General features: G+C 72.2%; 26 protein-coding genes and 1 riboswitch. Of the genes, 9 read left to right on the forward strand and 17 right to left on the reverse strand.

Annotation, left to right across the window (positions count from 1 at the left end):
• Positions 1 to 2: 2 nt before the first annotated feature.
• Positions 3 to 1,703: an AMP-binding protein gene (locus ACM9LD_RS14425; protein ID WP_415677309.1), complete on the reverse strand. Its 1,701-nt coding sequence runs from the start codon at positions 1,701 to 1,703 to the stop codon at positions 3 to 5.
• Between the two features lie 149 nt (positions 1,704 to 1,852).
• Between ACM9LD_RS14425 and ACM9LD_RS14430 the strand changes: the two genes are divergently transcribed.
• Positions 1,853 to 2,707, forward strand: coding sequence for an alpha/beta hydrolase (locus ACM9LD_RS14430; protein WP_415677310.1), 855 nt, complete (start codon positions 1,853 to 1,855; stop codon positions 2,705 to 2,707).
• Positions 2,708 to 2,782: 75 nt separating this feature from the next.
• Here ACM9LD_RS14430 and ftsY read toward each other — a convergent pair whose 3' ends face one another.
• Positions 2,783 to 4,327 carry a signal recognition particle-docking protein FtsY gene (ftsY, locus tag ACM9LD_RS14435; protein ID WP_415677311.1) on the reverse strand — a complete coding sequence of 515 codons (1,545 nt, stop codon included), beginning with the start codon at positions 4,325 to 4,327 and terminating at the stop codon, positions 2,783 to 2,785.
• A gap of 193 nt (positions 4,328 to 4,520) precedes the next feature.
• On the opposite strand from ftsY, the gene ACM9LD_RS14440 reads away from it, so the two are divergent.
• The 8 genes from ACM9LD_RS14440 to ACM9LD_RS14475 all read left to right on the forward strand — a co-directional run bounded on the left by ACM9LD_RS14440 (position 4,521) and on the right by ACM9LD_RS14475 (position 12,161).
• Positions 4,521 to 5,117 carry a hypothetical protein gene (locus ACM9LD_RS14440; protein ID WP_415677312.1) on the forward strand — a complete coding sequence of 199 codons (597 nt, stop codon included), beginning with the start codon at positions 4,521 to 4,523 and terminating at the stop codon, positions 5,115 to 5,117.
• Positions 5,087 to 6,085 carry a hypothetical protein gene (locus tag ACM9LD_RS14445; protein WP_415677313.1) on the forward strand — a complete coding sequence of 333 codons (999 nt, stop codon included), beginning with the start codon at positions 5,087 to 5,089 and terminating at the stop codon, positions 6,083 to 6,085. The genes ACM9LD_RS14440 and ACM9LD_RS14445 overlap by 31 nt, the downstream gene beginning before the upstream one ends.
• Complete coding sequence (locus ACM9LD_RS14450) at positions 6,082 to 6,930, forward strand: hypothetical protein (protein ID WP_415677314.1); 849 nt, start codon at positions 6,082 to 6,084, stop codon at positions 6,928 to 6,930. The genes ACM9LD_RS14445 and ACM9LD_RS14450 overlap by 4 nt, the downstream gene beginning before the upstream one ends.
• Positions 6,927 to 7,787, forward strand: coding sequence for a hypothetical protein (locus tag ACM9LD_RS14455; RefSeq protein ID WP_415677315.1), 861 nt, complete (start codon positions 6,927 to 6,929; stop codon positions 7,785 to 7,787). The genes ACM9LD_RS14450 and ACM9LD_RS14455 overlap by 4 nt, the downstream gene beginning before the upstream one ends.
• Positions 7,784 to 9,271: an ABC transporter ATP-binding protein gene (locus ACM9LD_RS14460; protein WP_415677316.1), complete on the forward strand. Its 1,488-nt coding sequence runs from the start codon at positions 7,784 to 7,786 to the stop codon at positions 9,269 to 9,271. Before ACM9LD_RS14455 ends, ACM9LD_RS14460 begins: the two co-directional genes overlap by 4 nt.
• Before the next feature lies 1 nt (position 9,272).
• Positions 9,273 to 9,389, forward strand: a riboswitch (cobalamin riboswitch).
• 44 nt (positions 9,390 to 9,433) lie between these two features.
• Positions 9,434 to 10,411: an ABC transporter substrate-binding protein gene (locus ACM9LD_RS14465; RefSeq protein WP_415677317.1), complete on the forward strand. Its 978-nt coding sequence runs from the start codon at positions 9,434 to 9,436 to the stop codon at positions 10,409 to 10,411.
• Entirely contained in the window at positions 10,408 to 11,136 is a 729-nt protein-coding gene (locus ACM9LD_RS14470; RefSeq protein WP_415677318.1) for a (2Fe-2S) ferredoxin domain-containing protein, read from the forward strand. The genes ACM9LD_RS14465 and ACM9LD_RS14470 overlap by 4 nt, the downstream gene beginning before the upstream one ends.
• A gap of 5 nt (positions 11,137 to 11,141) precedes the next feature.
• Positions 11,142 to 12,161, forward strand: coding sequence for an LLM class flavin-dependent oxidoreductase (locus tag ACM9LD_RS14475; protein WP_415677319.1), 1,020 nt, complete (start codon positions 11,142 to 11,144; stop codon positions 12,159 to 12,161).
• Here the strand turns inward: ACM9LD_RS14475 and ACM9LD_RS14480 are convergent.
• The 15 genes from ACM9LD_RS14480 to ACM9LD_RS14550 all read right to left on the reverse strand — a co-directional run bounded on the left by ACM9LD_RS14480 (position 12,127) and on the right by ACM9LD_RS14550 (position 26,461).
• Positions 12,127 to 12,492: a hypothetical protein gene (locus ACM9LD_RS14480; RefSeq protein WP_415677320.1), complete on the reverse strand. Its 366-nt coding sequence runs from the start codon at positions 12,490 to 12,492 to the stop codon at positions 12,127 to 12,129. The two genes, ACM9LD_RS14475 and ACM9LD_RS14480, sit on opposite strands and share 35 nt — an antisense overlap.
• Positions 12,489 to 14,939 (reverse strand): AAA family ATPase, encoded by a 2,451-nt coding sequence (locus ACM9LD_RS14485; RefSeq protein ID WP_415677321.1) that lies wholly within the window; start codon positions 14,937 to 14,939, stop codon positions 12,489 to 12,491. The genes ACM9LD_RS14480 and ACM9LD_RS14485 overlap by 4 nt, the downstream gene beginning before the upstream one ends.
• Before the next feature lie 94 nt (positions 14,940 to 15,033).
• Positions 15,034 to 15,624 carry a GNAT family N-acetyltransferase gene (locus tag ACM9LD_RS14490; RefSeq protein ID WP_415677322.1) on the reverse strand — a complete coding sequence of 197 codons (591 nt, stop codon included), beginning with the start codon at positions 15,622 to 15,624 and terminating at the stop codon, positions 15,034 to 15,036.
• Between the two features lie 15 nt (positions 15,625 to 15,639).
• Positions 15,640 to 16,770, reverse strand: coding sequence for a Nickel transporter NicT (gene nicT / locus ACM9LD_RS14495; RefSeq protein WP_415677323.1), 1,131 nt, complete (start codon positions 16,768 to 16,770; stop codon positions 15,640 to 15,642).
• A 16-nt stretch (positions 16,771 to 16,786) separates the two neighbouring features.
• Positions 16,787 to 17,623: an urease accessory protein UreD gene (locus ACM9LD_RS14500; protein ID WP_415677324.1), complete on the reverse strand. Its 837-nt coding sequence runs from the start codon at positions 17,621 to 17,623 to the stop codon at positions 16,787 to 16,789.
• Positions 17,620 to 18,231 carry an urease accessory protein UreG gene (gene ureG, locus ACM9LD_RS14505; protein ID WP_415677325.1) on the reverse strand — a complete coding sequence of 204 codons (612 nt, stop codon included), beginning with the start codon at positions 18,229 to 18,231 and terminating at the stop codon, positions 17,620 to 17,622. Before ureG ends, ACM9LD_RS14500 begins: the two co-directional genes overlap by 4 nt.
• Positions 18,232 to 18,242: 11 nt before the next feature.
• Entirely contained in the window at positions 18,243 to 19,001 is a 759-nt protein-coding gene (locus tag ACM9LD_RS14510) for an urease accessory protein UreF (protein ID WP_415677326.1), read from the reverse strand.
• On the reverse strand, positions 18,998 to 19,483 hold the full coding sequence (gene ureE / locus ACM9LD_RS14515; RefSeq protein WP_415677327.1) for an urease accessory protein UreE: 486 nt from the start codon (positions 19,481 to 19,483) through the stop codon (positions 18,998 to 19,000). Before ureE ends, ACM9LD_RS14510 begins: the two co-directional genes overlap by 4 nt.
• 10 nt (positions 19,484 to 19,493) lie before the next feature.
• On the reverse strand, positions 19,494 to 21,206 hold the full coding sequence (ureC, locus tag ACM9LD_RS14520) for an urease subunit alpha (RefSeq protein WP_415677328.1): 1,713 nt from the start codon (positions 21,204 to 21,206) through the stop codon (positions 19,494 to 19,496).
• Positions 21,203 to 21,544: an urease subunit beta gene (locus ACM9LD_RS14525; protein ID WP_415677329.1), complete on the reverse strand. Its 342-nt coding sequence runs from the start codon at positions 21,542 to 21,544 to the stop codon at positions 21,203 to 21,205. Before ACM9LD_RS14525 ends, ureC begins: the two co-directional genes overlap by 4 nt.
• A gap of 7 nt (positions 21,545 to 21,551) precedes the next feature.
• Entirely contained in the window at positions 21,552 to 21,854 is a 303-nt protein-coding gene (locus tag ACM9LD_RS14530; RefSeq protein WP_415677330.1) for an urease subunit gamma, read from the reverse strand.
• A 75-nt stretch (positions 21,855 to 21,929) separates the two neighbouring features.
• On the reverse strand, positions 21,930 to 24,152 hold the full coding sequence (locus tag ACM9LD_RS14535; protein ID WP_415677331.1) for a heavy metal translocating P-type ATPase: 2,223 nt from the start codon (positions 24,150 to 24,152) through the stop codon (positions 21,930 to 21,932).
• Entirely contained in the window at positions 24,152 to 24,433 is a 282-nt protein-coding gene (locus tag ACM9LD_RS14540) for a DUF1490 family protein (RefSeq protein ID WP_415677332.1), read from the reverse strand. The genes ACM9LD_RS14535 and ACM9LD_RS14540 overlap by 1 nt, the downstream gene beginning before the upstream one ends.
• 155 nt (positions 24,434 to 24,588) lie before the next feature.
• Positions 24,589 to 24,951: a universal stress protein gene (locus ACM9LD_RS14545; RefSeq protein WP_415677333.1), complete on the reverse strand. Its 363-nt coding sequence runs from the start codon at positions 24,949 to 24,951 to the stop codon at positions 24,589 to 24,591.
• Position 24,952: 1 nt separating this feature from the next.
• A complete protein-coding gene (locus tag ACM9LD_RS14550; protein WP_415677334.1) occupies positions 24,953 to 26,461 on the reverse strand; it encodes a tripartite tricarboxylate transporter permease in 1,509 nt (502 codons plus the stop codon).
• Between the last annotated feature and the right edge of the window lies 1 nt (position 26,462).

Consider the following 26,462-nt stretch of genomic DNA (forward strand, 5'->3'; position numbering starts at 1 on the left):
TCCTATCGGGCGGTGGCGGACTGGTCGGCGGCGAGCTGGTCCGCGATGCGCTCGCGGAGGTCCTTCTTCGACACCTTGCCCACGTTGGACAGGGGGAACTCGGTGACGACCTCGATCCGCTCGGGCAGCTTGTACTTCGCGAGGCCGTGGCCGAGCAGGAACTCGCCGAGCGTGGCGACGGTCGGGGCCTCGGCACCGTCGTCGACGATGAGGTAGGCGCAGGCGCGCTCGCCGAGCACCGGGTCGGGCATCGCGACGAGCGCGGCGCTGACGACGTCGGGGTGGCGCAGGATGACCTCCTCGATCTCCTCGGCGTGGATCTTCTCGACGCCGCGGTTGATCACGTCCTTGATCCGCCCCTCGATCGAGTAGACGGTGACGCCGCCGATCACGTGCGCGCGGGCGAGGTCACCGGTGCGGTAGAAGCCGTCGGCGCTGAAGGAGTCGCGGTTGTGCCGGTCGGCGCGGTAGTAGCCGCGGATCGTGTACGGGCCGCGGGCGCAGAACTCGCCGATCTCGCCCGGCGCAACCGGATCGTCGCCGCCCACCTCGGCGATCCGCACCTCATCGGCGGGCGAGACGGGTGCGCCCACGCTGTGGTGCCGCACGTCCTCGCCGGCGCCGGCGGGCGTCACCAGGAACATGCCCTCGGCCATGCCGAACATCTGCCGGACGGCGATGCCGAGCTCGTCCCGCAGTCGCTCAGAGACCTCCTCGGGCAGCGCCTGTCCGCCGACCACGAAGTCCGCGATCGAGGTCAGGTCGGTGGTGCGGCTACGCGGATCCTCCAGCAGCCGCACCGCGACGGCGGGCGGGACCAGCGGCAGCGACGTCGGGCGCTCGGCGGCGATGAGGTCGAGCAGGTCGGAGGTCCGCGCGGACGGGGCGAGCACCAGCTGGGCGCCGGCGAGGATCGCGGGCTGCACCGCGAGGCCGATGCCGGCGTTGTGCATCACGGGCAGCGGGTACAGCAGCTTGGTGTCGCCGTCGTAGCCGAGCGCCTCCGCCCAGGCGACCGAGTTGTGGACGTACTCCTCGTGCTGCCGGGCCGCCACCTTGGGCAGGCCCGTCGTGCCGCCGGAGAGCTGGAAGACGGCGATCTGCGCGGGATCCACCGCCGGCGGCGCGGGGGCGGTGGCGCCGAGCTCGGACAGGCGCTCCAGGGTGGGGGTGTCGCCGATCGCGTCGCCGCGGGCCACGACGACCACGGGCAGGGCGCCGGACTCGTGCAGCGCACGGGCGACGGCCAGGGTCTCGCCCGCACCGTGGTCCGCCTGCACGATCGTCGCGCGGGCGCCGACGTGCTGCGCGAGCAGGCCGATCTCGCGCTCGCCGTGCTGCGGCAGGGTGCACACCGGGCGCAGTCCCGCGATCAGGGCGCCCAGGTAGGCCACGACGGTCTCGGCCACGTTCCCCATCTGGAACATGACCGGCTCGCCCGGCTCCAGGTCGGTGCCCGCGAGCAGGCCCGCGCCGAACGCCCGCGCCCGGCCGAGCAGCTCGCCGTGCGTCCACCGGACCTCCGGCGTGATGAGGCCGGGGCGTTCGGCGAACCGCGCGAGCGCGTCCGTCAGCTCGTCGGGCAGCGACCTGCCGCGCCACAGGCCGTCCGCCCGGTACCGGGCGACGTACTCGTCGGGATAGGAGACCAACCCGGCCTCGTGCGCCGAGCGGGTGGGAGACTGCACATCGTTCTCTGACATGTTTGTCAATTTATCAACGTGACTGTTGCCACACAAGGGGTCCGCGGAGTTTTCTTGACATTGCCGACGAAACTTCACCATCGGCGTAACCTCACTCGCGAACGCCGGCCGTCCACCGTCCGCGTCGACCATCCAAGGAGCACCGCATCATGACGACCACCTCCGCAGTTTCCTCCACGACCATCGACGCCGCAGGCGGTCCGCTCGCGGCACGCGTGGCTGAGGCGCCGGGCGATCCGCGCGCCCTGATCGTCGCGATCCACGGCGGCACTTACGATTCCGAGTACTTCCAGGTCGGCGCGGATTCGTTGCTCACCCTGGCCCCGGAACACGGGTACACGGTCGTCGCGATCGACCGACCGGGCTACGGCGGCAGCGCGACGGTCCCCGCGGAGCGGCTCGGCTTCGACGAGCAGTCCACGCTCCTGGCGGCCGCGGTCGACGCGCTGCGCGCGCAGTACGACCTGCCGACGGTGCTCGTCGGCCACTCGATCGGCGGCATGCTCGCGCTGCTCACCGCCACCAAGACCGCCGAAGCGCCCGCGGGCGTGGAGATCAGCGGGCTCGGCGAGCTGTGGCAGCCGGGCATCCGCGAGATGTGGGGCGGCCTGCGCGGCGACGCCCCCGCGATCGCGCTGCCCGCCGCGGCCCACGCCGGCGTCATGCTCGGCCCCGACGGGTCGTTCACCCCCGCGCACGTCGCCCGCGACGCCGAGCTGCTGCGCCCGATGCCGATGCCGGAGCTCTGCGACGTGGTGAACTGGGCCGACCGTCTCCCCGCCGTCGGCGCGTCCGTCACCGCGCCGGTCCAGGTGACCTTCGCCGAGCACGACAAGATCTGGCGCTCCGACGACGAGGCGCGCGCGGCCCTGACCCGGCACTTCACCGCCGGCCCGATCGACGTGCGCGTGATGGGCGGCGTCGGCCACTCCATCGAGCTGCACAGCTGCGCCCGCGAGTACACGCTGGCCCAGCTGGATTTCGTGGAGCGGTCGATCGCCTGAACCGACGACGGCGCCCCGCACCGGAACCCTCCGGCGCGGGGCGCTGTCGTGTTCGGGCCCGACCGGGCGCGTGCCCTACCCGAGCAGGGCGTCGACGAAGGCCGCCGGCTCGAACGGAGCGAGGTCGTCGGCGCCCTCGCCGAGGCCGACGAGCTTCACCGGAACGCCGAGCTCGTGCTGCACGGCGTAGACGATGCCGCCCTTGGCGGTGCCGTCGAGCTTGGTGAGGACGACGCCGGTGATGTCCACGACCTCGGCGAAGACCTTCGCCTGCGCGAGGCCGTTCTGGCCGATGGTGGCGTCCAGGACGAGCAGCACCTCGTCGACCTTGGCCTTCTTCTCGACGACGCGCTTGACCTTGTCCAGCTCGTCCATGAGGCCGGTCTTGGTGTGCAGGCGGCCGGCGGTGTCGATGAGCACCACGTCGACGCCCTCCTCGGTGCCCTTCGCGACGGCGTCGAAGGCGACGGCGGCGGGGTCGGCGCCCTCCCTGCCGCGCACCACTTCTGCGCCCACGCGCTCGCCCCAGGTCTGCAGCTGGTCGGCCGCGGCGGCGCGGAAGGTGTCGGCGGCGCCGAGCAGCACGCGCCGGCCGTCGGCCACGAGTACCCGGGCCAGCTTGCCCGTGGTGGTGGTCTTGCCGGTGCCGTTCACGCCCACCACCAGCAGCACCGACGGTGCGCCGGCGTGCGGCAGGGCCTTGATGCTGCGGTCGTACTCGGGGTGCAGCTCCTCGATCAACACCTGACGCAGCAGCGCGCGCGCCTCGGCGGCGCTGGAGACGCCCTGCGTGGCGATGCGGTCGCGCAGCTTCTCGACCACGGCCATCGTCGTGGGGGTGCCGAGGTCCGCGAGGAGCAGCGTGTCCTCGATCTCCTCCCACGACTCCTCGTCGAGGTCGCCCGCGCCGAGGAGGCCGAGCAGCGACGCGCCGACCGTCGACTGCGAGCGCGCGAGCCGGCCCTTGAGCCGGTCCAGCCTGCCCTCCGTCGGGGCGATCTCGTCCAGCTTCGGGGCCGACGGTGCCGCCTCCGCGGGGGCCTCAACCTCTACCGGCGCCGCCGGCGGAGCGGGCGCCGCGGGCGCGGTCGCCTCGGGAGACGCGGTCGGCTCTACCGGCGCCGCGGGTGCAGCCGGAGCCGCGGGCGCCTCAGGCTCGGCGGGCGCCTCGGGCGCGGCCTCCGGCGCCTCGTCCTCGATGTGCTCGATCTCGGTCGGGGCGGACGGCGCGACGTTCGCGATGCCGGGGTCGATCTCCTCGGCCTCGGCGAGGCGCGCGTCGGCCTGCACCTGCGCCGCTTCGGCGGCCTCCTGCTCGCGCGACTCCTGCAGGTCCTTGAGGGAGACGTGCGGCGCCGCGTCGGGCGCAGGCACCGTCTTCGGGGCGGGCGGCGCCTTCGGCACCAGCGGCGCGGGCTCGGCCTCGCGCGTGCCCTCACTGAAGGTGAAGCCACCGCCGGCCTTGTACCCGCCCGACTTGTCGAGGCTCTTGGGCTCGGTCGTCTCCTCCTTGAGCGAGACGCGCCGTCGCTTGTTGAGGTAGAGGCCGGTCGCCAGCGCCGCCAGAACGACGAGGACGGCGACGACGGCGATGATGATGGCGATGGCCGAAGTACTCACGCCACGACTCTAGTCAACGTGCCCGGCCCGCCCGGGGCGCCCGTCGCGACCGACGGAACTCGCGGGCGACGGCGCGATCGAGATCACGGATCCCGGATCGCGGTGATCGGAACTCTTCGCAGGCCGTACGACCGCAACTAGCGTTCAGCTTCCATCGGGCCCCTCCACCTCCTGACGAAAGCGAGATCGCCCCATGCGCACCACCTTCTCCCGCCGCGCCGTCATCGCCGCCGTGGCCACGACCGCCGCGGCGGCGGCCACCGTCGTCGCCACCCCGGCCGCGAACGCCGAGACCCTCACGGGCACCTTCTCGATCGACTCCGGTTCGTACTTCCGGATGATCCTGCCGAGTGGAAGCACGTCGGGGCCGTTCCTCGCGAACGGCAACTCGACCAATTCGGACAAGACGATCACCCCGCTGTCCGGCTCACTCACCTCCGGCTCCTACCAGGGGCAGGTCACGTCCGCGCGTACCTTCTTCGGCTCGGACTTCACGACCTCGACGAAGGCGACCGACCCGCAGACCGGGTCCGCCACCGCCGTCCCGACCATCACCCGCAACGGCTCGTCGCTGTCCGGCGATCTGTCGGCCTTCGGCGTCGCCTGGAACGGCCAGGTCTTCAACCAGGGCGCCCCGAAGCCCGGCGGCGGCCTCCCCGGCAAGACCAGCCGCGTGACCGGCACGATCAACGGCTCCAGCTACTCGATCACGTGGACCAGCCAGATCGTCGGCGGGCCGTTCAACAACTTCACCGGCCTGTGGCATCTCACCGGTACGTACAGCAAGTAGCGGCACCCGGCGCGGCCGCGCTCCTCGGGGGCGTCCCCCGGCTGCGCGCCGTCGCGCCTCCGCGCACCGCGGCGGTCCCCACCGGCCGACGGTGGCCGGCCTGGTTCCTGCTGATCGCGGGCATCGCCCTCGCTCTCGGCTCCGTCGCCGGCGGCCTTCCCACCACGACGGCGGGCGCGACGAAGATGCTCGACGCCTTCGCACCGCACCTGACCGACGAGTCCCTCGCCCGGCTCGACGGGGACGTCGAGGCGATCGCCCGGTTCGGCGCGGCCGCCCGCGCGGAGGCCGCGGCCGGAAGGCTCGCGGCGGCGCCGCGGACCGTCGACTACGCGGACCGGTCCGCCGACGTCGAGGCGAACGCGCGGGAGCAGCTCTCCTCGGCGCGGGCGGCGAAGCCCGACGTCGACGCGCTGGCCCGGATCCGCGGCCTGAGCACGCTCCCCCAACTGCTCCTGCTGGTCGGGATCGCGCTGGCCGTGGCCGGGGCGGTCCTGCTCCGCTCCCGGTCCGCCCCGCCGCGTCGGTGGGCGACCGCCGCCTCGGCGCTCTGCGCGGTGGCGCTGGTGGTCCACCCGTTCGCCTCCGGCCTGGTCGCCGGTGCGCCGTCCGCCGGCCGGGTGGTCGACCGGTTCGCGCCGATCATGACCGAGCAGCAGGTGGTGCGCCTGCAGCGCGACTTCCTCGCGCTGGTCGGCGCGGTCGGCGAGATCGACCGCGGTACGACGGTCCGCCGCACCCCCGAGATCCGGGCCTTCACCGCCTCCTGGCAGACGGTGTCCTCCGATCTCGCCTCGCTCACCGGCGCGATCAACGACAACCTCCCCGACTACCGGCGGCTGGCCTCCACCAACGCCGCCCTGCCGGTCCCCGGCGGCACCTTCGCGGCCCTGCCCTGGGCGGAGCTCGTCCTGGGCCTCGCCGTCGGCGGCGCCGTGCTCGGAACCCGACGAAAGGCCCTGCCGTGACATCCCGTCCGATCTCCCGACGGTCCGTCGCCCTCGCACTGGTGGCCGTCGCGGCGGCGACCTCCGCCGCCTGCGGCTCCTCCGCGCCTGCGCAGCCCGAGGCCGCCGAGCAGCTCATCGGGCTGTTCCGGTTCACGCCGGGCGGTTTCGCCGACGGGAAGCCGACGGGCACGTACTTCAAGATGGCGATCGTCGGCGGCACCGCCGACGGGCCGTTCGTCAACAACGCCAACTCGCCGATCGACGAGGGCCGCGTGACGGCCCTGAAGCCGGGCACCGCGGGCGGGCTCCGTACTGGTGCCTACCAGTCAGAGGCGAAACCCGGTTTTCGCAACGGTGATTCGCTGTCCGGCTCGGTGATCACGCCGACGAAGTTCTTCGACGTGCTCTTCGGCATCTCCACGAACGCCGTCGATCCGCAGACCCGCGCCGCGCTGCCGGCACCGTCGGTGACGCGCACCGGGACGAAGCTGACCGCGGACGTCTCCGCCTGGGCGGCCTCCTGGAACAACCAGGAGTTCAACCAGGGCGCACCGAAGCCGGTGCCCCGCACCGACGCCGCCGCGGCCGGCCAGGAGCAGGTCGGGAAGGCCTGGGACGTCGTCTCGCAGCGCTGGCTCGCGCAGCCCGCGGCGGCGAAGGCCGACGGTCCCACCGCGACCGGCACCTTCGATCCCGCGACGCGGCGCTTCACCCTCGACTGGACCAGCCACATCCAGGGCGGCCCGTTCAACGACTTCACCGGCGTCTGGCACCTGGAGGGCGCCTTCGAGCCCGGACCGCCGCCCACCGCCGCCGGCGCGACCGCACCCGCCCACTCCTCCGCACCGAAGAAGGCCCCATGACCCGCATCCCGCCCGCGCTCGCCCGCACCGCCGTCGCCGCCGCGCTCGCCGTGACCGTCCCCGTCGCCGGTACCGCGGCGGCCGCGCCCACGCCCAAGCCCGCCCCGTCGCCGGGCAGCTCCCCCGCGTCGGCGAGCGCGGCGGCGAAACCCTCTCGACCGGCGACGCCCTCGGTGGTCAAGCCCTCCGGCGCGGCGATCCCGTCCGGCCCGGCGAAGCCCTCCGGCTCGGCGGCCACCTCGGGGGCGGTCTCGACCGTCGTACCGGGCGTGAACCCCGCCGACATCCAGTGCCCGCTCGGCTGGCCGAAGCCGCGGGAGAAGGGCGGCCTCGCCTCGCTGATCCTGCTGGCGCCCGCTGCCGGCGCCTTCACCGACGAGGCCTTCGCGGCGGGCCAGGCCTACGACCCGATCCTCAGCCTGTTCGGCCCGTTCCTCGCCGCGATCAAGCCCGTGATCGAGCAGTCGCAGCCCGCCCTCGCCGGCCCCGTCGGCGCGCTCAACGCCGCGGAGCAGGCGGTCTACGACGCGATCAAGCCCCTGTACGCGCAGTACCGCCCGAAGGTGATAGAGGCGCTCACCAAGGCCGGCGACGACCTCGCCCCCGCACTCCAGGAGCTCGCCGCCACCCCGGCGGCCGCGTGCCTCGTCGCCTGGGAGGACCAGGTGCTCACCGGCCTGCAGACCGGGAAGTGGTCCCCCATCGCCACCGGCGGCCTGGCCGCGCTCGCCGAGCTCGCGGCCAGCGGCAAGGGCGGCGGTCCGACGGCGACGAAGCCCGGGCCCGCGAAGACAGTGCCTGCGAAGCCCGCGACCGCGAAGCCCGCCGGGACGGCCGTCGCCGCGACGCCGCGGTGATCGAACTCTCCGGGGTCACCGTCCGCTACGGCGCGACGGTGGCCGTCGAGGACGTGACCTTCACGGCACCGTCGGGCGAGGTAACGGGACTGATCGGCCCGAACGGCGCCGGGAAGTCGACCACCCTGCGGCTCATCGCCGGTCTCGAGCGGCCCTCGTCCGGCACGGTCACGATCGACGGGCAGCGGTACGACGAGCTCGCGAACCCCGGGGCGACCATCGGCGTGCTGCTCGACGCGGCCTGGGCGTCGCCGACGCGCACCGCGCGCGAGCACCTGCGGTGGATGGCGGCCGCGATCGGCCTACCGGACGCGCGGGTGGACGCCGCGCTCGACCTGGTCGGCCTGGAGCGGGTCGCCGACCGGCCCGTCGGTGGGTTCTCGCTGGGGATGCGCCAGCGGCTCGCGATCGCGGGCGCCGTCCTCGGCGACCCGCCGGTGATCGTGCTCGACGAGCCGGTCAACGGACTGGACCCCGAGGCGATCGCGTGGATCCGCCGGACGCTGCGGGCGCTCGCCGAGGAGGGCCGCACCGTGCTGCTGTCCTCGCACCTGCTCAGCGAGTTGGAGCGGACCGCCGACCGCATCGTCGCCCTGCACGAGGGGCGCGTGGTCGCGGACGCCCCGCTGGCCGAACTGGTCGAGCTCTCGTCACCCGGTCGGTCCGGGCTCGAGGCGCTCTACTTCCGGCTCACCGGCGACGACGAGGCCGCGGCTCCCGCACCCGCGCCGGAGGCCGCCGCGCCGCGTCGTGTCGCCCGCCGGTCGGTGGCTGCCGAGGCCCGGAAGGCCCTGACCTCCCGGGGTTTCCGGGCCGCGCTCGGCGGCGCGACGGCAGTGGCTCTTGCGGTGGCGGTGATCGTCGGCGTCTTCGCGCCGGTCTTCCACGATGCCTCGGTGACCACCGCGGGCTACGGCCTCGGGCTGGTGGGCGGCGCGCTCATCGCCGTGGCCGGGGCGCTGCTCATCGGGCTCGACCGGGACCACGGGACGCTCGCCCTCACCCGGATCCTGATCCCGCGCCCGCTGCTGGGCTACGGCTCGAAGGCCCTCGTGGCCGCGTTGGCCGGCGCCGGCGCGGGGCTCGCGGGCGCGGTATCGGCCGTCGTGGTCGCCGCCGTCACGGGATTGCCCTCGCCCGCCGGCGAGGTCCTGCGGCTGCTCGTCATCGCGCCGGTCGCGGGCGCGCTGCTCGCGGTGCTGGGGCTCGCCGTCGGGCACGTGGCGTCGTCGACGACCGCCGCCGTCGGAGCCGTCCTGGGCTGGTGGTTCCTCGTGGAGGCGATCGCGGTGCCCGCGCTCCCCTTCGGGCGGTCGCTCGCGGCGTGGCTCCCCGCGACGAGCTCCCAGATCGCGACGGTCGGCGTGCCCGCGAACACGGCGACCTGGTCGCCGTGGGTCTCGCTGGCGATCCTCGCCGCGTGGACCGCCGTCGCCTCCGCAGGGGCGCTCGCCGCGGCGCGACGCGGGACCCGGACCGCCTGATAGCGTCACGCTCGAGTCGGACATGGGGAACCCGGTGGGAATCCGGGACTGGCGCGCAACGGTGTGAGGCGGCGAAAGCGGCTTCGAGTCCGATACCCGCCGACTCGCAGCTGTCCACCGCCGCCCCCGCGCACGGAGCGGCCGACGAATCGAGTCCGACCCATGCGGCCCAGCACCCTCGTCCCACCCCTCGCCCTGTCCGTCGCGGCGGCCTTCCTCACGGGGTGCGGCACCGCACCGTCGACCCCCGCGGCGAGCCCCTCCGAGCGGTTCCCCGTCAGCGTCACCACCTGTGACTTCACCACGGAGGTCGCGGCGGAACCGCGACGCATCGTGACCATGAACCAGGGCGCTACCGAGGTGGCGCTGGCGCTCGGCGTGGCCGACCGCATGGTGGGCACCGCCTACCTCGACGACGCGGTCGCACCCCGCTTCCAGGCCGACTACGCGCGGATCCCCGTGCTCGCCGCGAAGTACCCCACGCAGGAGAAGATGCTCTCGGTGCGGCCCGACCTCGTCTACGGCTCGTACAACTCGGCGTTCAGCGAGAAGAACGCCGGCGACCGCGCGCGGCTGCAGGGCCAGGGCATAGCCACCCTCCTCGCCCCTGCGGGCTGCGCCAAGAAGCCCGAGCGCGCCTCGTGGGACCTGATCTGGGACGAGCTGACCGCCGCGGGCAAGGCTTTCGGCACCGAGGACGCCGCGGCGAAACTCGTCGCGGCGCAGAAGGACGAGCTCGGCAGCGCCGCGCTCAAGGGCACGGCGCGCGGCCAGCGGATCTTCTGGTGGGATTACGGCGCGCAGTCCGGGCTCAACGTGGGCGCGGGCAAGGGCACGCCACAGCTGCTCATCGAGTCGGTCGGCGGCGTGAACGTCTTCGCCCACCTGCCGGGCAACTGGGCCGAGGTCTCCCTGGAGAACGTGGTCGGCACGAACCCCGACGTCATCGTCGTGGCCGATACCGCGGGACACCCAGCACAGGACCGGATCGACCAGGCGCGCAAGGACCCCGCCCTGAGCCAGCTGCGTGCGGTCCGGGAGAACCGGTTCGTCGTGATCCCGTTCTCGGAGACCACCTCCGGCGTCCGCCTGCTCGACGGTGCGCGGCGCGTCGCCGACGGAATCCGGGCGCTGCCGTGACCGCGATCCTCGTCGGCATGTCCGCCGGCGTCGACCCCGAGGGCCTCACCGCCCTCGCCCGCAGCGCCGCCGCGGAGCCCGCCTTCCTGCAGGTCCACGACCCGGCGCTGGTCGACGTGCTCACCGCGGTCGCCGACCGCGGCGCCTCCGACGTCCTACTCATCGGCGCGGGCTGGGCGCAGCCCGGACCGAAGCGGTCGTGGTTGCGCCGCGTGGCAGCGCACTGGCTCCGGGGCTACGACGGTGCGCCGACGCTGCACCTCGCGCCGCAGCTGTTGGCCGAACCCGACCGCGACCTGCTCGCGGCCGCGATCGCCGCAGGCGGCGCCCCGATGGCCTACGATGCTGCACCCCTGCATTCGGCGGCGTGGGAGGAGGTGCCGCGGCACCGGCACCAGGTGCTGATCTGCCGCGGCCCGCGCTGCTCCGCGCTCGGGGCGTCGGCGCTGACCTCGGCGTTCGGCGACGAGCTGCGTCACGCGGGCCTGGGCGACGACGACGCACTGGTCACCGTCACCGGGTGCCAGTTCCCGTGCAATCACGCGCCCGTCGTCACGGTCCAACCGGACGACGCCTGGTACGGGCGGGTCACCGTCGACGACGTCCCCGGACTCGTCGACGCGCACCTGCTGAACGAGGAGCGGGCCGCCCATCTCCTGCTCCCCCGGGAACGCTCCGAGGCCCGACGGCCCGCGGAATATTCGGACCGCAGTCCGGGGTTGTAGCGGCCATGAAGAAGATCGGCTTCCTGTCCTTCGGTCACTGGACCGATTCACCCGGCTCCCGTACCCGCACGGCGGCCGACGTCCTGCACCAGTCGATCGACCTCGCGGTGGCGGCCGAGGAGGTGGGTGCCGACGGCGCCTACTTCCGCGTGCACCACTTCGCGCGGCAGCTCGGCTCGCCGTTCCCCCTGCTCGCCGCGATCGGTGCCCGGACCTCGCGGATCGAGATCGGTACCGGCGTGATCGACATGCGCTACGAGAACCCGCTGTACTTCGCGGAGGACGCTGGAGCCGCCGACCTCATCGCCGGCGAGCGACTGCAGCTCGGCGTGAGCCGTGGGTCGCCCGAGCAGGTGATCGAGGGCTACAAGTACTTCGGCTACCAGCCCGACGAGGGCAAGACGGACGCCGACATGGGCCGCGAGCACACCGAGTTCATGCTCAAGGTGCTCGAGGGCCGCGGCTTCGCGCAGCCGAACCCGCGCCCGATGTTCCCCAACCCGCCGGGGCTGCTGCGCGTCGAGCCGCACTCCCCCACGCTGCGGGACCGGATCTGGTGGGGCGCCGCATCCGACGCGACCGCCGAGTGGGCGGCGAAGCTCGGCATGAACCTGATGAGCTCGACGCTGAAGACCGACGAATCCGGCGAGCCCTTCCACGTGCAGCAGGCGAACCAGATCCGGAAGTTCCGCGACGCGTGGGCCGAGGCCGGCCACGATCACGAGCCGCGGGTCTCTGTGAGTCGCAGCATCATGCCGATCATCGACGACGAGAGCCGCGCCTACTTCGGCCACGAGCGCTCCAGCGACGACCAGTTCGGTGTGATCGACGACTTCCGGGCAGTTTTCGGCCGCACGTACGCGGGCGAGCCCGACGAGCTCGTCGCGCAGCTCCGCGACGACGAGGGCATCGCCGAGGCCGACACCGTCCTTGTGACGGTGCCCAATCAGCTGGGCGTGGAGTACAACACCCGCCTGCTGGAGTCCCTGGTCAAGGACGTGGCTCCGGCGCTCGGCTGGCGCTGACCTCCATCACGGTCGCCACCACGCCGCGGACCTGCGAGGCCGCGGGCGAGAGCTCGTAGGCGTGGTGGTGGCAGTACCCGCTCAGCTCGTACCAGGCCGCGGCGAGCACCCGCCCGGTCGCCGTCTCGTCGAGCGCTCGGAGCACCGCGATCCGGGCCTTCATCGTGGCGCCGGTGACGTCGACGCCGGTCAGCTCGCAGCAGCGCGCGTCGATGAGCGACTCCACCTCCTGGCGGGCGAGGAAGGCGGCGAGCCGGGCGCTGTTGCCGGCGCCGGCAGGTGCGCCCGACTGCAGGAGCTCCTCGGCCCGCGCGAGCAGCCCCGCGGTCACCGTCCCTCCAGGACGTCGTCGACGGTGCGCCGCAGGTCCTTCAACGCACCCACGAGATCCCCGGTGCCGCTGTGCACGCCCCGCGCGCAGATGTCGATCGTCGGGAACCGCCAGTCGCGCTGGGACTTCCATCCACGGAGGTTGCCGCGGGGATCGTCGAGAACCGTGAGCGCGACCTTCTGCTGCGTCGTCAGCGCCGACTCCCAGCGCGATTCGGACTCGTCGTACGGCACCCCGCGCCGGGCGCTCTCGGCGTAGAACCGCTGCTGCGCGGCCGCTTCCACCGCGAGCCGGAAGATCCCCGGCACCGCCTTACGCTTGACCACGTCGTCAAGTGCCTCGTCGCGGACGAGCGCGGTCGCGTCGACGATGTACCGGTGCGCCGGCGTGTTCGCGGGCTTGGGCGCGACGACCGAGCCCGGCTCGCGCACGACCTCGATGAGGTTCGCGGGGATCGAGGCGTTGCGGATGGCCTTCGCCAGCCGGTCGTCGTGCGAGAACACGATCACCTGACGCTCGGCGGCGAGGTCCTGCAGCACGTCGAGGAATCCGGCGACCTTCGCCGGGTCCATCGCCTGAATGGGATCGTCGAGCACCAGGAAACGGAACGGACTCGCCGTCGCAGTCGCCCGCGGAATGAACAACGCCAGCGCCAGGGCGTGCAGCTCGCCCTGGCTCATCACCGAGAGCGTTCCCGTCGGCTTGCCGTCGACGGTGCCCCGCAGTTCGGCGCGCCGCCGCGTGGCGCTGCCCTCCAGTTCGATGGTGCCGAGGTCGACGTCGGACTCCTGCCGCAGCCGGGCCCAGATCGCCCGTGCCTGGTCGACGATCGGCGCGAGCCGCCGGCCCCGGAGCGTGCCCGCATTCTCCTTAAGCCATGCAGAGGCCGTCTTCGCCGCTGCGAGGGCCGCGTCGTGTTCCTGCGCGGCGGTCTCCGCCACGACCCACGCGCCCACCTCCTGCGCCACCGGCGCCCAGGCGTCCTCGAGCTCCGACGCTAGGGCCGCCGCGGTCGGACGCAGTCGCCCGCCGATCTCTGCCAGCGCGCCCAGGCGATCGGTCAGGTGATCGGCCCACTCCGCGGACGAGGACGGCAGCGCACGCGCGGCTCCGACCGCGTCGTTCCACTCCGCGATGACGTCGAGGGCGTGGCCGTCGACGGGACGCAGCTGCGCGAGTCCGGCGACCAGGTCCCGCACAGCGCGTTCGGCATCCGCGAGGCGGGCCTGTGCCGCCCGCTGGTCCGCGAGCTGCGAATCGGTATCCGCGAGTTCGGCCTCCACCCGGCTCCGCCACGCACCGTCGAGCTCGCCCGCGGCGCACACCGGGCACGGTCCATCGCCGGTGTCGCTGTGCAGCGCCAGCGCGTCCCGCAGCAGGGCGTTCCGGCGCTGCGCCACCGCCGTCGCACCCGCGGACGCGGCGACCACACCGCCGATCGCACTGCGGAGCGCGGCTGCCGCCGCGAAACCGTCCGGCGACGACACGGCGGCACACGTCCGCAGGGCCGCGACCGCGGCCGCCTGCGGCGTGGCGCTGCCCAGGGTGATCGCCGTGATGGCGGCGAGGTCGTAGGGCTTGCGAGCGATCAACTTCGTGACCTCCCCGGCGCGCGCGTCCTCGCACGCGGCGAGCGAGCGCTTGAGCAGGGCGCGATCGGCGTCGGCGGCCTTGCGGTGCGGTTCGAGCTGCTTGATCAGCGCCTTGAGGGCCGCCTCCGCATCGGCCACCGCGTCGAGCCCGAGCATGCGGTTGAGAGCGTCGTACAGCCCCGACGGCCCCTCCTCGAAGATCCCGCCGAGCTCGTCGTAGGAGAGCAACGGGCGGTACACCGCGAGCGGCTGCTCCCAGCCCAGGTCCGCCACGCCGGTCTGCTTCTCCGAGGCGACCTGAGCCCAGCGGCGCGCCTCGTCGAGGTCGGCGTCGTCGGCCCACTGCGCCCCCACCGTGAGCGTCCGCCCGCCGCCGGCCTGCTGCATCGCGAAATCCGCGGCGATCCTGGCCGCCCCCGAGTGGAGGTTCCGCCAGGCGCCGGCCCATTGCTGTGCGCTGCGCTTCTCCTTCCACCGGTAGCTCGTACCGGTGAGGGCGTACTCCAGCGCCTCGGCGAAACTCGACTTGCCCGAGCCGTTCCGGCCGCTGATCACCGTGATCCCCGGCCGCGCCTCGAACTCGAGGCGCGCCTCGGGGCCGATCCCGCGGAACCCGGCGACAGTGATCGTGCGCAGGAAGGCGACCACGGGGTCCGGGACGACCTCCGCTTCCTCGCCCGCACCGGGCCGCTGCGGCGCTGCTGCGTCACCCGCCTGGGCGAACAGATGCGCCTCACCCTCGAGCGCGGCCGCGACCAGGTACATCGCCCGTTCGCTGATCGACTCGTCCGCGTCCAGCAGTTCCCACACCTCGCGGATCGTGTCCTGTTCGATCGCTTCCTCGACAGCCCCCATGTCGCCTCCCCTGCGGCTGGTTGTTGAGGCAACAATGGCACACGGCACCGACAGGAATGTGCGGTCCTGGCGCTCCGCCGCGGAACGTCGCACTTCAGCGTTGCTGGTGGCCGGTCCAGTACCGCATCAGGACGCGCGTGAAGCCGTTCAGCACCGACGAGGTGTCGATGACGTACTCGAAGCCCGCCCGCTCGAACAGCGCTCGGGTGCCCACGTAGGCCATGGTCAGGTCGACCTTCGCGCCCTGATTGTCGACGGGGTACGCCTCGACGACCGTGGCGCCGTTCGCGCGGGCGAACTGCACCGCCCCGGCGACGAGTTCGTGGCTGATCCCCTGCTTGCGGTGCCCCGGCCGCACCCGCACGCACCACAGCGACCACGGGTCCTCGTGCCCGTCGACCTGCGGAATGCGTCGATTCGTCGCGAAGCTGGTGTCCGACCGCGGGTGGATGGCGGCCCAGCCGACGGGTTCGGCACCGTCGTAGGCGAGGACGCCGGGCGGCGGGTCCTCCGCGCACAGTCCCCGGACCCGCTCGAAGCGCGCCGGCCCGCGGAGCGTCTGGTTCTCCTTCGAGCCGATCCGGTACGAGAGGCAGAAGCAGTTGCTGGAGGTCTGCTTCTTGGGGCCGAGCACGGCCGCCACATCCTCGAAGACACTCGCCGGCCGCACCTCGATACCGCTCATGCGGCTCACGCTAACTCAGCGCACCGACCAGCGGTCCTCGATCCGCCCGTACCGCCAGATCAGCAGCGCCGCGGCCCATACCGCCACGAACAGCCCCACGATCACGAAACCCGCGTAGTCCAGGTTGATCGAGGCGACCCAGCCGAGCGGCCCGGACTCGACGTGCGCCCGCTCGGCCAGCACGCCCAACAGTTCGACGGTGCCGATCGCCAGCGCCACAGCCACCGAGAGCGAGGTGATCGTGATGTTGTAGTACACCTTCCGCACCGGCTTGGCGAAGGCCCAGCCGTAGGCGGCGTTCATGAAGACGCCGTCGATGGTGTCCAGCAGCGACATTCCCGCCGCGAACAGCACCGGCAGCACGAGAATGCAGTAGAAGGGCAGGGTGAACGCGGCCATGCCACCGGCCAGGACGAGGAGACCCACCTCGGTGGCGGTGTCGAAGCCCAGGCCGAAGAGCACGCCGATCGGATAGATGTGCCAGGGCTTGCGCACCGACCCTGACACCCCGCGCAGCAGGCGGTTCATGAGGCCGCGCTTGTTCAGCCGGTCCTCGAGCTCGGCCTCGTCGTAGCGCCCGGTCCGCATGTCCCGGAACACCTTCACGATGCCGATGAGCACCACCAGGTTGATGATGCCGAGGATCCACAGGAACACGCCGGAGACGGAAGTGCCGATGAAGCCGAGCACGGTTTGCATCGTCGAGTTCTCGTCCTCCACGGGGCCGACGAGGGCGCGCACGCCGAGCGCGAGCAGCGCGGCGAGGCCGAAGACGACGGTCGAGTGGCCGAGCGAGAACCAGAAGCCGACCGAGAGCGGCCGGCGCGGGTTGCGCTCCCCCGCGGCGATCCTCCCCTCGCGGTCCGCCAGCAGCTTCCGCGTGGTGTTGTCGATCGCGGCGATGTGGTCGGCGTCGAAGGCGTGGCGCAGGCCGAACGTGTAGGCCAGCAGTCCGATGCCGACGGTGAACTCGCCGCCGTCGCCGATCCGGTAGTGACCGGGTGCGATGAGCAGGATGAGCGCGCCGAAGCCGACGACGTGCAGCGCGATGACGGTCGCGGTCATGCCGAACAGCGACCGCCGGTCGCCGGGGCCCAGCGCGGTCCACGCCGTCCGGAGTCGTTCGGTGGTGCTCGATGTGGTCATGCCGGTGTCCTCCACCTCAGTACTTTCGCAGGTTCATGGGTGCCTGTCCGGTCCATCGGGATCGGAGCAGCGCGATGACCGCGTCGAACAGGCCGGCCAGCTCGGCGGTGTCGTCACCGAGGCAGCGGAGTACGAAGCCCGGGCCGGCGAGCGCGGTGAGCCCGCTCCGAACCGTCCCGACGGTCCCGGTGAGCGCGTGCACCTCGTCGAGCAGATCCTCGTCGATGCGCGGATCCACCGCGGTCAGCGATCCGACGTGCGTGCGCCCGTCGAGGAAGCCTATGCCGGACGGGTCGGCGCGGCCGGGTTCGATGAGCAGGTTGTCCACCGCGAGCAGCTCCCCGCCGCGGTGGATCTCGGTGCGCATGCGCAGCTCGTCGTACCGGAACCGCGCACCGTCGGGCGACCATCCGGGCGTGATGATCTCGGCCAGGACGAGCGACGCGGTCTCGTCGAGCTCCACGGCGCAGGTCTGCCGGTAGGTGGCTTCGCGGTACAGGATCAGCGCGTCGGGCACGTACTCGAGGACGGCGCCGGCACCGAGCCGGATCCGCATGTGCTGCGCGGCGCCGCCGCCGGGCGTGCGGTAGACCTTGGTCGCCGACTGCGTGGTCACGACGGCCCGGGCGCCGGCCTCCAGCTCGATGTCGATCGCGTAGGTGTCGCCGCGCAGGCACCCGCCCCCGGGGTTCACCACGTGGTAGGTGACCTGCCCGGAGTCGTCGAGGTACATGGGCCGCAGGGTCTGCAGGGTGCCGGCGTGCCGCTGCGCCACGGCGACGGTGCGCTGCCCCCGCGGTGCGAGCGTCAGGGCGAGTTCGCCGGTGAGCGCGGGCACGGCAGCACCGCTCACGCGAGGTCGAGCATGAGGACGTCGCGGCGGATCCACTCCAGCACGCCATCCAGGCCCTCGTCGGTCTTGAGGTTGGTCATGCAGAACGGGCGGTCGCCGCGGAAGACCTTTGAGTCGGCGGCCATGACGGACAGGTCCGCGCCGACGTACGGCGCGAGGTCGGTCTTGTTGATCACGAACAGGTCCGACTTGATCATGCCCTGCCCGGCCTTGCGCGGGATCTCCTCGCCCTGCGCGACGTCGATGAGGTAGATCGAGAAGTCCACGAGCTCGGGACTGAAGGTCGCGGAGAGGTTGTCGCCGCCGCTCTCGATGAAGACGATCTGCAGGTCCGGATGCGCGGCGATCAGCCGCGAGACCGCGGCCTCGTTCATCGACGTGTCCTCGCGGATGGCGGTGTGGGGGCAGCCGCCGGTCTCGATCCCGACGATGCGGTCGCCGGGCAGCACGCTGTTGCGCGCCAGGATCTTCGCGTCCTCGGTGGTGTAGATGTCGTTGGTGATGGCCGCCATCGACACCTCGCCGTCGAGGTGGCGGGTGATGCGCTCCACGAGCTGGGTCTTGCCCGCGCCCACGGGTCCGCCGACACCGATCCGGATCGTCGTCATGGAATCTCCTCCTAGCTCATGAACATCCGCGCCCGCTGGCGCCGATGCCGCATCTGGGCGATCTCGAGCCCGGGCGATGCGGCGCCCAGGTCGTCGTCGGTCAGGGTCATCGCGGTGGCGACGGCGTCGGCCACCACGTCGTGCATCGAGCGCTGCACCCGCTGCCCCGCGGTCTGGCCGATGGGGATAGCGCGCACGGCGTTCTGGGTCAGCGAGGTGACGGCGGCGAAGACGTGCGCCTCGATCGCCGCGGCCGGCGGGGCGTCCACCGCGTGAGCGAGCAGCGCGAACGCGACGGCGGGGTGCCCGTGGCAGCGACCGGCGTCGAGCTCGGCGAGGTAGTCGCCGAGGAAGGACTCGGGCGCGACGACGGTGCCGACCTCGGCGGTGCGCCTGCCGATCGTGCCGGCCGCGGTCCGCACCTGTTCGGGCAGGGTGAGGGCCGCCAGTAGGCGGTCGAGCTTCCAGACCGCGTCGAGGTCGCCGAGGTGCAGTGCGTCGAAGACCATCCGGATCGCGAGGCCGTCGGTGTAGGCGAGCTGCCGGGAGACGTACGCGCGCAACCACGCTGCGAAGGTGTCCTCGTCCGCGATGGTGCCGTCCGCGAGGTACGCCTCCATCCCGAAGGAGTGGCTGAACGCGCCCGTCGGGAGCGCGGAGTCGCTGAGCTGCAGGAGCGGCAGCAGGTACCCCGGCGACGCCCCCGCCCCGATGGAACACCGTTCCTGTACGCCGCGACCTGCGCTTTCGCCGACCGAAACGGTGTTCAATGCGTGTGCTCCGCGTGGCGGAAGGGCGTGGGCAGCACGCGGTCCTGCCGCGCGAAGGGCACGCCGTGATGAACGAGGTAGTCCTCGACGGTGTGGTCGTACTGCACCACCATCACCTCGGCGCCGTACTCGGAATCGGCGTCGAAGAACTGCGCCTGCAGGTGGCGGTTGCCGAGTCCGTGCGCGGTGCGGCCCATCTCGGTGATCGTGCGCGGGGCGATCACGAGCACGTCGGTGGCCAGCACCTGCACGGCGATGATGTTGCGGTCGTCGCGGTGCAGGATGTCGCCGTCGCGCAAGTCGCCGTCCGGCCCGACGGGCGCGGCCAGGCGCAGCCCGATCTCCCGGTCGTGGTCGGTGCGCACCCGCTGGATCCGCTTCACGAGGTCGGCTCCGGCGAGCGGCACCCGCTCGACGTGCACGGCGTCCAGTTCGGCGGGGTCGAGGTCGGCGAGGTTGCCGGCGACGGTCTCGATGATCACTTCTCGCCTCTCAGAACAGGAAGTAGCGCTGGGTCATGGGCAGGGACGACGCGGGCTCGGAGCGGACGGGCGTCCCGTCGACGGCGACGACGTACGTCTCGGGGTCGACGGTGATGTCGGGCGTCGCGCCGTTGTGCGGCAGGTCCTGCTTGCGGAGGGTGCGGATGCCCCGGACGGGCAGGGTGCGCTTGCGCAGCCCGAGCTCGCCGGCAACGCCGGATTCCGCTGCCGCGGTGGAGAGAAAGGTGATCGCGGCGTCGTGCACCGCCTGCCCCATCGACCCGAACTGCGGGCGCATGGTGCGCGGTTGGGGCGTCGGGATCGAGGCGTTGGCGTCGCCCATCAGGGCCGTGGCGATCTGTCCGCCCTTGATCACCAGGTCGGGCTTGACCCCGAAGAAGGCGGGGTTCCACAGCACGAGGTCCGCGAACTTGCCCTCCTCGACGCTGCCGACGTACTCCGCGATGCCCTGCGCGAGCGCCGGATTGATCGTGTACTTCGCGACGTACCGCTTGATCCGGGCGTTGTCACCGCCGTCCGGGTCGCCGTCGAGTGGGCCGCGCTGGCGCTTCATCGAATCCGCGAGCTGCCACGTCCGGGTGATCACCTCGCCGACGCGGCCCATGGCCTGGGAGTCGGACGAGGTGATGGAGATGATCCCCATGTCGTGCAGGACGCCCTCGGCCGCGATGGTCTCGGGGCGGATCCGCGAGTCGGCGAAGGCCACGTCCTCGGGGATGTCGGCGTTGAGGTGGTGGCACACCATGAGCATGTCGAGGTGCTCGACGATGGTGTTCTCGGTGAACGGCAGCGTCGGATTCGTCGACGCGGGAAGCACGTTCGGGTGCCCCGCAATGGCGATGATGTCCGGCGCGTGCCCGCCGCCCGCGCCCTCCGTGTGGAAGGTGTGGATCACCCGGCCGTCGATCGCGGCGACGGTGTCCTCGAGGAAGCCGCATTCGTTGAGGGTGTCGGTGTGGATCGCGACCTGCACGTCGTACTCGTCGGCGACCCGCAGCGAGTTGTCGATGGAGGCGGTGGTCGACCCCCAGTCCTCGTGCACCTTCAGGCCGATGGCGCCGGCGCGGATCTGTTCCGCGAGAGGCTCGGTGGCGCCCGCGTGGCCCTTGCCGAGCAGCCCGATGTTCATGGGCACGTCGTCGAGCGCCTGGAGCATGCGGGCGATGTGCCAGGGGCCGGGCGTCACGGTGGTGGCGTTGGTGCCCGCCGCGGGGCCGGTTCCGCCGCCGATCATGGTGGTCACACCGGAGTTGAGCGCGGTGTCGATCTGCTGCGCGCTGATGAAGTGGATGTGCGTGTCGATGCCGCCGGCGGTGAGGATGCGTCCCTCCCCCGCGATGATCTCGGTGGCGGCCCCGATGGTGATGGTGATGCCGTCGCTGATCTGCGGGTTGCCCGCCTTGCCGATCCGGAGGATGTGGCCGTCGCGCAGCGCGACATCGGCCTTGACGATGCCCGTGTGATCGATGATCAGGGCGTTGGTGATCACGGTGTCGGGGATGTCGTGCTCGCGCGTGAGCACCCCGTTCTCGCCCATACCGTCGCGGATCACCTTGCCGCCGCCGAAGACGACCTCCTCGCCGTACACGGTGAGGTCCTGCTCGACGACGGCGAAGAGCTCGGTGTCGGCGAGGCGCACGGCGTCGCCGACCGTCGGGCCGTAGAGGTCGGAGTACTCGCGCCGGCTCAGTTCGAAGCTCACTGCTCTCCCCCGTTCCCGGCGCCGTCGGCACCGTCGAGCGGGCCGTTGACGCGATTCGCGAGACCGTGGACCACGCGGGTTCCGGCGAGCGCGACGAGGCGCACCGTCTTCCCGTCGCCGGGCTCGAACCGGACCGCCGTGCCGGACGGGATGTCCAGACGGTGCCCGTAGGCCTCGGCCCGGTCGAACTCGAGGGCGCGGTTGACCTCGGCGAAGTGGAAGTGCGAGCCCACCTGGATGGGTCGGTCTCCGGTGTTGACGACGCGGACGGTGCGCGTGGGCCGGCCGTCGTTGCACAGGATCGGCGCGGACGCGAGGCGGAATTCTCCCGGAATCATGACGCGCCTACCGGATCGGGTGGTGGACGGTGACGAGCTTGGTGCCGTCGGGAAAGGTGGCCTCGACCTGCACGTCGTGGATCATCTCGGGCACGCCCTCCATGACGTCGTCGCGGGTCAGGATCGTGGCCCCGTAGGACATGAGGTCGGCGACGCTGCGCCCGTCGCGCGCGCCCTCCACCAGTTCGTACGTGATGATCGCGACGGCCTCGGGGTGATTCAGCTTGAGCCCCCGGGCCTGGCGACGGCGCGCCAAGTCCGCGGCGACGACGATGAGCAGTTTGTCCTGCTCGCGGGGCAAGAGGTGCATGAGAAGTCACTCAAATCCCTTGCCCCGGCGGCCGTCAAGCCAGATCGTCAGGCGCAACAGGCTGGAAACACGAAGTTAACGTCGCCCGCTGGGGCCACCCTGGCAGGGCGGGCCGGCCGGTGGTCCCGACGGCGGATCGCTGGACTCGGCGAGCCGGTACCGGATCAGCCTGGAGCTGTTGAGCACCACCGCGACCGAGGAGGCGTTGTGCAGGATCGCGGCCAGGACGGGCGAGAGCGCGCCGCCCGCGCCGACCAGCAGGCCGACGGAATTGACCGCGATCGACATGCCGTAGTTCTGCCGGATCACGTCGACGGCCCTCCGGCCGAGATCCACGACGTCGAGGACGTTGCGCAGGTCGTCCCCGGCGAGCGCCACGTCGGCGGTCTCGACCGCCACGTCGGTGCCCGCGAGGCCCATCGCGATCCCCACGTCCGCCGCCGCGAGCGCGGGCGCGTCGTTGACACCGTCGCCGACCATCGCGACCACGTGGCCCTCGTCCTGCAGCGCCCGGACTTCGGCCAGCTTGTCCTCGGGCATCACTTCCGCACGCCATCGGGTGATGCCGAGTTCGGCGGCGATGGCGGCCGCCGTCTCCGGATGGTCGCCCGTCAGCATGACGACGGTGCCGATGCCCGCCGCCGCGACGGCGGCGAGGGTCTCCGCGGCCTCGGGGCGTACCTCGTCGCGCAGGCTGACGAGGCCGGTCAGGGCACCGTCCACCGCGAGGAGCAGCGGCGTCTCGCACTCGGCGCGGAGCCGCTCGACCCACCGCCCGGCGTCGACGCCCACAGCCACGCCGTGCTGTTCCAGGAGCGCCGGACTCCCCAGCAGGAGCACGCGGCCGTCCTCGGCCTGGGTCCGCATGCCGAGTCCGACGATCACCTCGCACTCCGCGTGGCTGGGGATCTCGATGTGCCGCTCCTCGGTGGAGCGGATCACGGCCTCCGCCAGCGGGTGCCGGGAGTGGATCTCGGAGCTGGCCGCGTGCGCGAGCACCTGCTCCGGCGTCCAGTCGTCGCGGAACGAGACGACGTTGGTCACCACGGGCCGCCCCGTGGTCAGCGTGCCGGTCTTGTCGAAGACCACCGCCGTGACCGAGCCCGCCGCCTCAAGGTGCGAGCCGCCCTTGATCAGGATGCCGCGCCGAGCACCGTTGCCGATGGCGCCGCTGATCGCGGTCGGCGTCGACAGGCCCACTGCACAGGGGCACGCGATGAGCAGCATCGTCATCGCGCGCCGCAGGTCCCGGGTCAGGAGCAGGGTGAGCCCGGACAAGAGGAACGACCCGGGGACGAAGCGGCGGGAGAAGTTGTCCCCGACGGTCTGGATCGGCGCCCGGTCCCGCTCGGCCTCCTCGACCCGCTCGATGATGCGGCCGATGGCGGTGTCGGCGCCCACGGCCGTGGCGCGCACGACGAGGCGTCCCGAGACGACCACCGCTCCCGCATGCACCGTCGCGCCCGGTTCGATGGTGACGGGGAGCGTCTCCCCGGTGAGCGCGGCCTGGTCGACGACGGCGAGCCCGTCGACCACGACGCCGTCCACGGGCACCGCCACGTGATCGTGCACGATGACGACGTCGCCGACGTCGAGCGCGTCGATCGGGACCTGCACCTCGGCCCCGTCGGCGAGCCGCAGCCATGCCGAATCGGTGTTGCCGCGCAGCAGGTCCGAGATCGCGCGCCGAGTGCGGCGCAGCGTGAGGTCCTGGAGGAACTCGCCGATGTTGAGGAGCCACAGCACCGTCAGCGCGACGACGTTCTCGCGGAGGAGGAGGCTCGCGATGGTTGCCGCTGAGACGAGGGCGTCCGTGCCGGCGCGTCCGCCGCGCAACGATCGCAGGGCGCCACGCAGGAACGGGTAGCCGGTGAAGACGGTGATCGCGGTCGCCGCGGTCCGCGTGCCGGGCCCGAGCAGCGGCGGTCGGCGGAAGGCGTAGCGGCGGAGGCCGAGGAGCACCAGCGCCGCGGCGCCGAGACCCATCCGGAGGAGATCCGCGTTGGTCAGGTCCGCCGAGTGCGGCGCGTGCCGGGCGACGAGGGAGGCATCGGCGGCGAGCCCCTCCGCGGCGGCCTCGGCGATGCGCGCGGGATCGACGTCGCTGCGATGCCAGACCACGAGGGACCCGGTGTGGCTGTAGGCGTGCGCCGCTCGCACTCCGGGAATCGCCAGCACCGCGTCCTCGACCGCGATGCGGCGCTGCGGTGTCGCTCCGACGAGATCATCGAGCACCCAGCGCAGCCGGCCGGCGGCCTGCGAGACGACACGGCCCGCAGGCTCGGACGGCGCGGTCATCAGTGGTCGTGGTCGTGCGCGGCGCCGGTCGCCGGTGGGGTCGATTCCTCGCCGACCCGCTCCTTGGCCTCGGCCAGGATGTCCGCGGCGTTCAGTCGCACGTTCTCGGCGACCTCCTCGGCCTTGCGGCTGCCCTTGAGCCCCAGCGCCGTCGCGGCGACCGCGCTGTCGCGCAGCGGCGCCTTGGCGAGCGCCTTCTTGGTCGCATCGTACGCCGCGGCGCCGACGAGGCCGGTCACGAGCGCGGAGCCCGCCTTGAGGAGTACCGCCTGAACCGCCATCGGATCGTCCCTTCGTCGGGCGGCGTCCCGCCACCTATCGAACATCATTTCCAACAGCGTACCGCGCGAGGCGGGACCAACGGAACGTAACGCACAACACGGTGGGCCGCCTCGCGGGCGTCGGCCGGCTCCAGCAGCGACGGAGGCGCCGCGCGTCAGCCCTGCGCGACCTTGACCGCCAGCACGGGGCAGGTGGCGTCGAGCAGGATCCGCTGCGCCGACGAGCCGAACAGCAGCTTGCCGGTCGCGGTGCGGTGCTTGATCCCGATCACGAGGACGGACGCGTCCAGCGCGGTCGCAGCGTCGACGACGCCGCCCACCGGGTCCTTCTCGAACTCCTTCGGGCGTTCGACGGTGACGGTGAGGCCGCGCGCGGTGGCCTCCGAAAGGTCGGGGGCGTCACCGTCGAGCAGGAAGACGACGATGGGCTCCCCGGGCCTGCGCTCCGCCTCGTTGTAGGCGGCCTGGAGCGCAGCGGCGCTCTCGGGGGTGGTCGAGTGGGCGACGAGAATCGTCATATCAGATGTCCTTTCCGGTGCGGGCGGTGACGACCTGGCGCGCCTTGAGGAGGAGCACGGCGATCAGCAGGGCGTAGAGGGTGATCGAGATCGGCGAGGAGACGAAGACGGAGTAGTCGCCGTCGGAGGAGAGCAGGGCGTCCCGCAGGCTGGTCTCGGCGAGCGGCCCCAGCACCATGCCGATGAGCAACGGGGCGATCGGGATGTCGTAGCGCTTGAACACGAACGCGAGCAGGCCGATCCCGAGGAAGAGCAGCAGGTCGAACATCGTCGGCGAGGTCGCGTAGATGCCGAGGCCGCAGAAGACCACGATGCTGCCGTACAGGTACGGCGCGGGGATCAGCAGCAGCTTCGCCCACAGCTGCGCGAAGGGCAGGTTGATGATGAGCAGCACGACCATCGCGATGAAGAAGCTGGCGAGCAGAGCCCACACCAGGTCCGGCGAGTTGTCGAACAGCAGCGGCCCGGGCTGCAGGCCGTACTGCCGGAACGCGGCGAGCATGATCGCGGCCGTCGCCGAGACCGGGAGGCCCAGGGAGAGCAGCGCTCCCATCGCCATGCCGGTGGTCGAGTTGCCGGCGGCCTCCGGCGCGGCGAGGCCGCGGATCGCCCCCTTGCCGAACATGGGGACCTTGCGGCGGCGGTCCAGGCGGCGCTCCACGTCGTAGGCGAGGAAGGTGGGGACCTCCGAGCCGCCGACCGGGATCACGCCGAAGGGGAGGCCGATCGCGGTGCCGCGGCCCCACGCCGGGAGAGCCTCCGTGAACTCCGCCTTGGAGAGCCAGGCGCGGCCGGCCTTGGCGCCGAGCGCCTTCGGGGCCGGGTCGCGACGGATCCGCGAGGCGACGATGATGATCTCGCCGAGGGCCAGCATGCCGACAGCGACGATCACCAGTGAGATGCCGTCGAAGAGGTTCGCGGAGCCGAAGGTGAAGCGTTCGGTGCCGGAGATCTGGTCGATGCCGACGGTCGCGAACATCAGGCCCATCACCAGCGAGGCGAGCCCCTTGAGCACCGACTCCGAGACGACGGAGGAGATCGCACCGAACGCGAGCAGCGAGAGCGCGAAGTACTCGGCCGGGCCGAACTGGGTGGACAGGTCCGCCATGAACGGGGCGAGGAAGACGACGAGGATCGAGGCGATCATGCCGCCGATGAACGCGCCGATCGCCGCGGTCGCGAGTGCCTGCGGCGCGCGACCGTTCTTCGCCATCTGGTGTCCCTCGAAGGTCGAGGCGATCGACGACGCCTGTCCCGGGGTGTTCATGAGGATGGCCATCGTCGAGTCACCGAAGAGGCCGCCGAAGTAGACGCCGGAGAAGAGGATGAAGGCCGCGGTCGGGTTGAGCGCGAAGGTCATCGGAAGCAGCAGCGCCACGGCCATCGAGGAGCCGAGGCCGGGCAGGACGCCCACCGCGGTGCCGATGAGGCAGCCGATGACGACCCACATGAGGTTCGACGGCGAGAGGGCGCCGGCGAACCCGTCGAGCAGGAGTCCGAACTGGTCCATG

The sequence above is a fragment of the Tsukamurella hominis genome (genome assembly GCF_965137015.1).
In the GTDB taxonomy this organism is placed as follows: domain Bacteria; phylum Actinomycetota; class Actinomycetes; order Mycobacteriales; family Mycobacteriaceae; genus Tsukamurella; species Tsukamurella hominis.

Coding starts and splice junctions, on each gene's coding strand:
- ACM9LD_RS14425 (WP_415677309.1), bottom strand. CDS start 1,703: ATGTCAGAGAACGATGTGCAGTCTCCCACCCGCTCGGCGCACGAGGCC.
- ACM9LD_RS14430 (WP_415677310.1), top strand. CDS start 1,853: ATGACGACCACCTCCGCAGTTTCCTCCACGACCATCGACGCCGCAGGC.
- ACM9LD_RS14440 (WP_415677312.1), top strand. CDS start 4,521: ATGCGCACCACCTTCTCCCGCCGCGCCGTCATCGCCGCCGTGGCCACG.
- ACM9LD_RS14455 (WP_415677315.1), top strand. CDS start 6,927: ATGACCCGCATCCCGCCCGCGCTCGCCCGCACCGCCGTCGCCGCCGCG.
- ACM9LD_RS14465 (WP_415677317.1), top strand. CDS start 9,434: ATGCGGCCCAGCACCCTCGTCCCACCCCTCGCCCTGTCCGTCGCGGCG.
- ACM9LD_RS14475 (WP_415677319.1), top strand. CDS start 11,142: ATGAAGAAGATCGGCTTCCTGTCCTTCGGTCACTGGACCGATTCACCC.
- ACM9LD_RS14485 (WP_415677321.1), bottom strand. CDS start 14,939: ATGGGGGCTGTCGAGGAAGCGATCGAACAGGACACGATCCGCGAGGTG.
- ACM9LD_RS14490 (WP_415677322.1), bottom strand. CDS start 15,624: ATGAGCGGTATCGAGGTGCGGCCGGCGAGTGTCTTCGAGGATGTGGCG.
- nicT (WP_415677323.1), bottom strand. CDS start 16,770: ATGACCACATCGAGCACCACCGAACGACTCCGGACGGCGTGGACCGCG.
- ureG (WP_415677325.1), bottom strand. CDS start 18,231: ATGACGACGATCCGGATCGGTGTCGGCGGACCCGTGGGCGCGGGCAAG.
- ACM9LD_RS14525 (WP_415677329.1), bottom strand. CDS start 21,544: ATGATTCCGGGAGAATTCCGCCTCGCGTCCGCGCCGATCCTGTGCAAC.
- ACM9LD_RS14530 (WP_415677330.1), bottom strand. CDS start 21,854: ATGCACCTCTTGCCCCGCGAGCAGGACAAACTGCTCATCGTCGTCGCC.
- ACM9LD_RS14535 (WP_415677331.1), bottom strand. CDS start 24,152: ATGACCGCGCCGTCCGAGCCTGCGGGCCGTGTCGTCTCGCAGGCCGCC.
- ACM9LD_RS14540 (WP_415677332.1), bottom strand. CDS start 24,433: ATGGCGGTTCAGGCGGTACTCCTCAAGGCGGGCTCCGCGCTCGTGACC.
- ACM9LD_RS14545 (WP_415677333.1), bottom strand. CDS start 24,951: ATGACGATTCTCGTCGCCCACTCGACCACCCCCGAGAGCGCCGCTGCG.
- ACM9LD_RS14550 (WP_415677334.1), bottom strand. CDS start 26,461: ATGGACCAGTTCGGACTCCTGCTCGACGGGTTCGCCGGCGCCCTCTCG.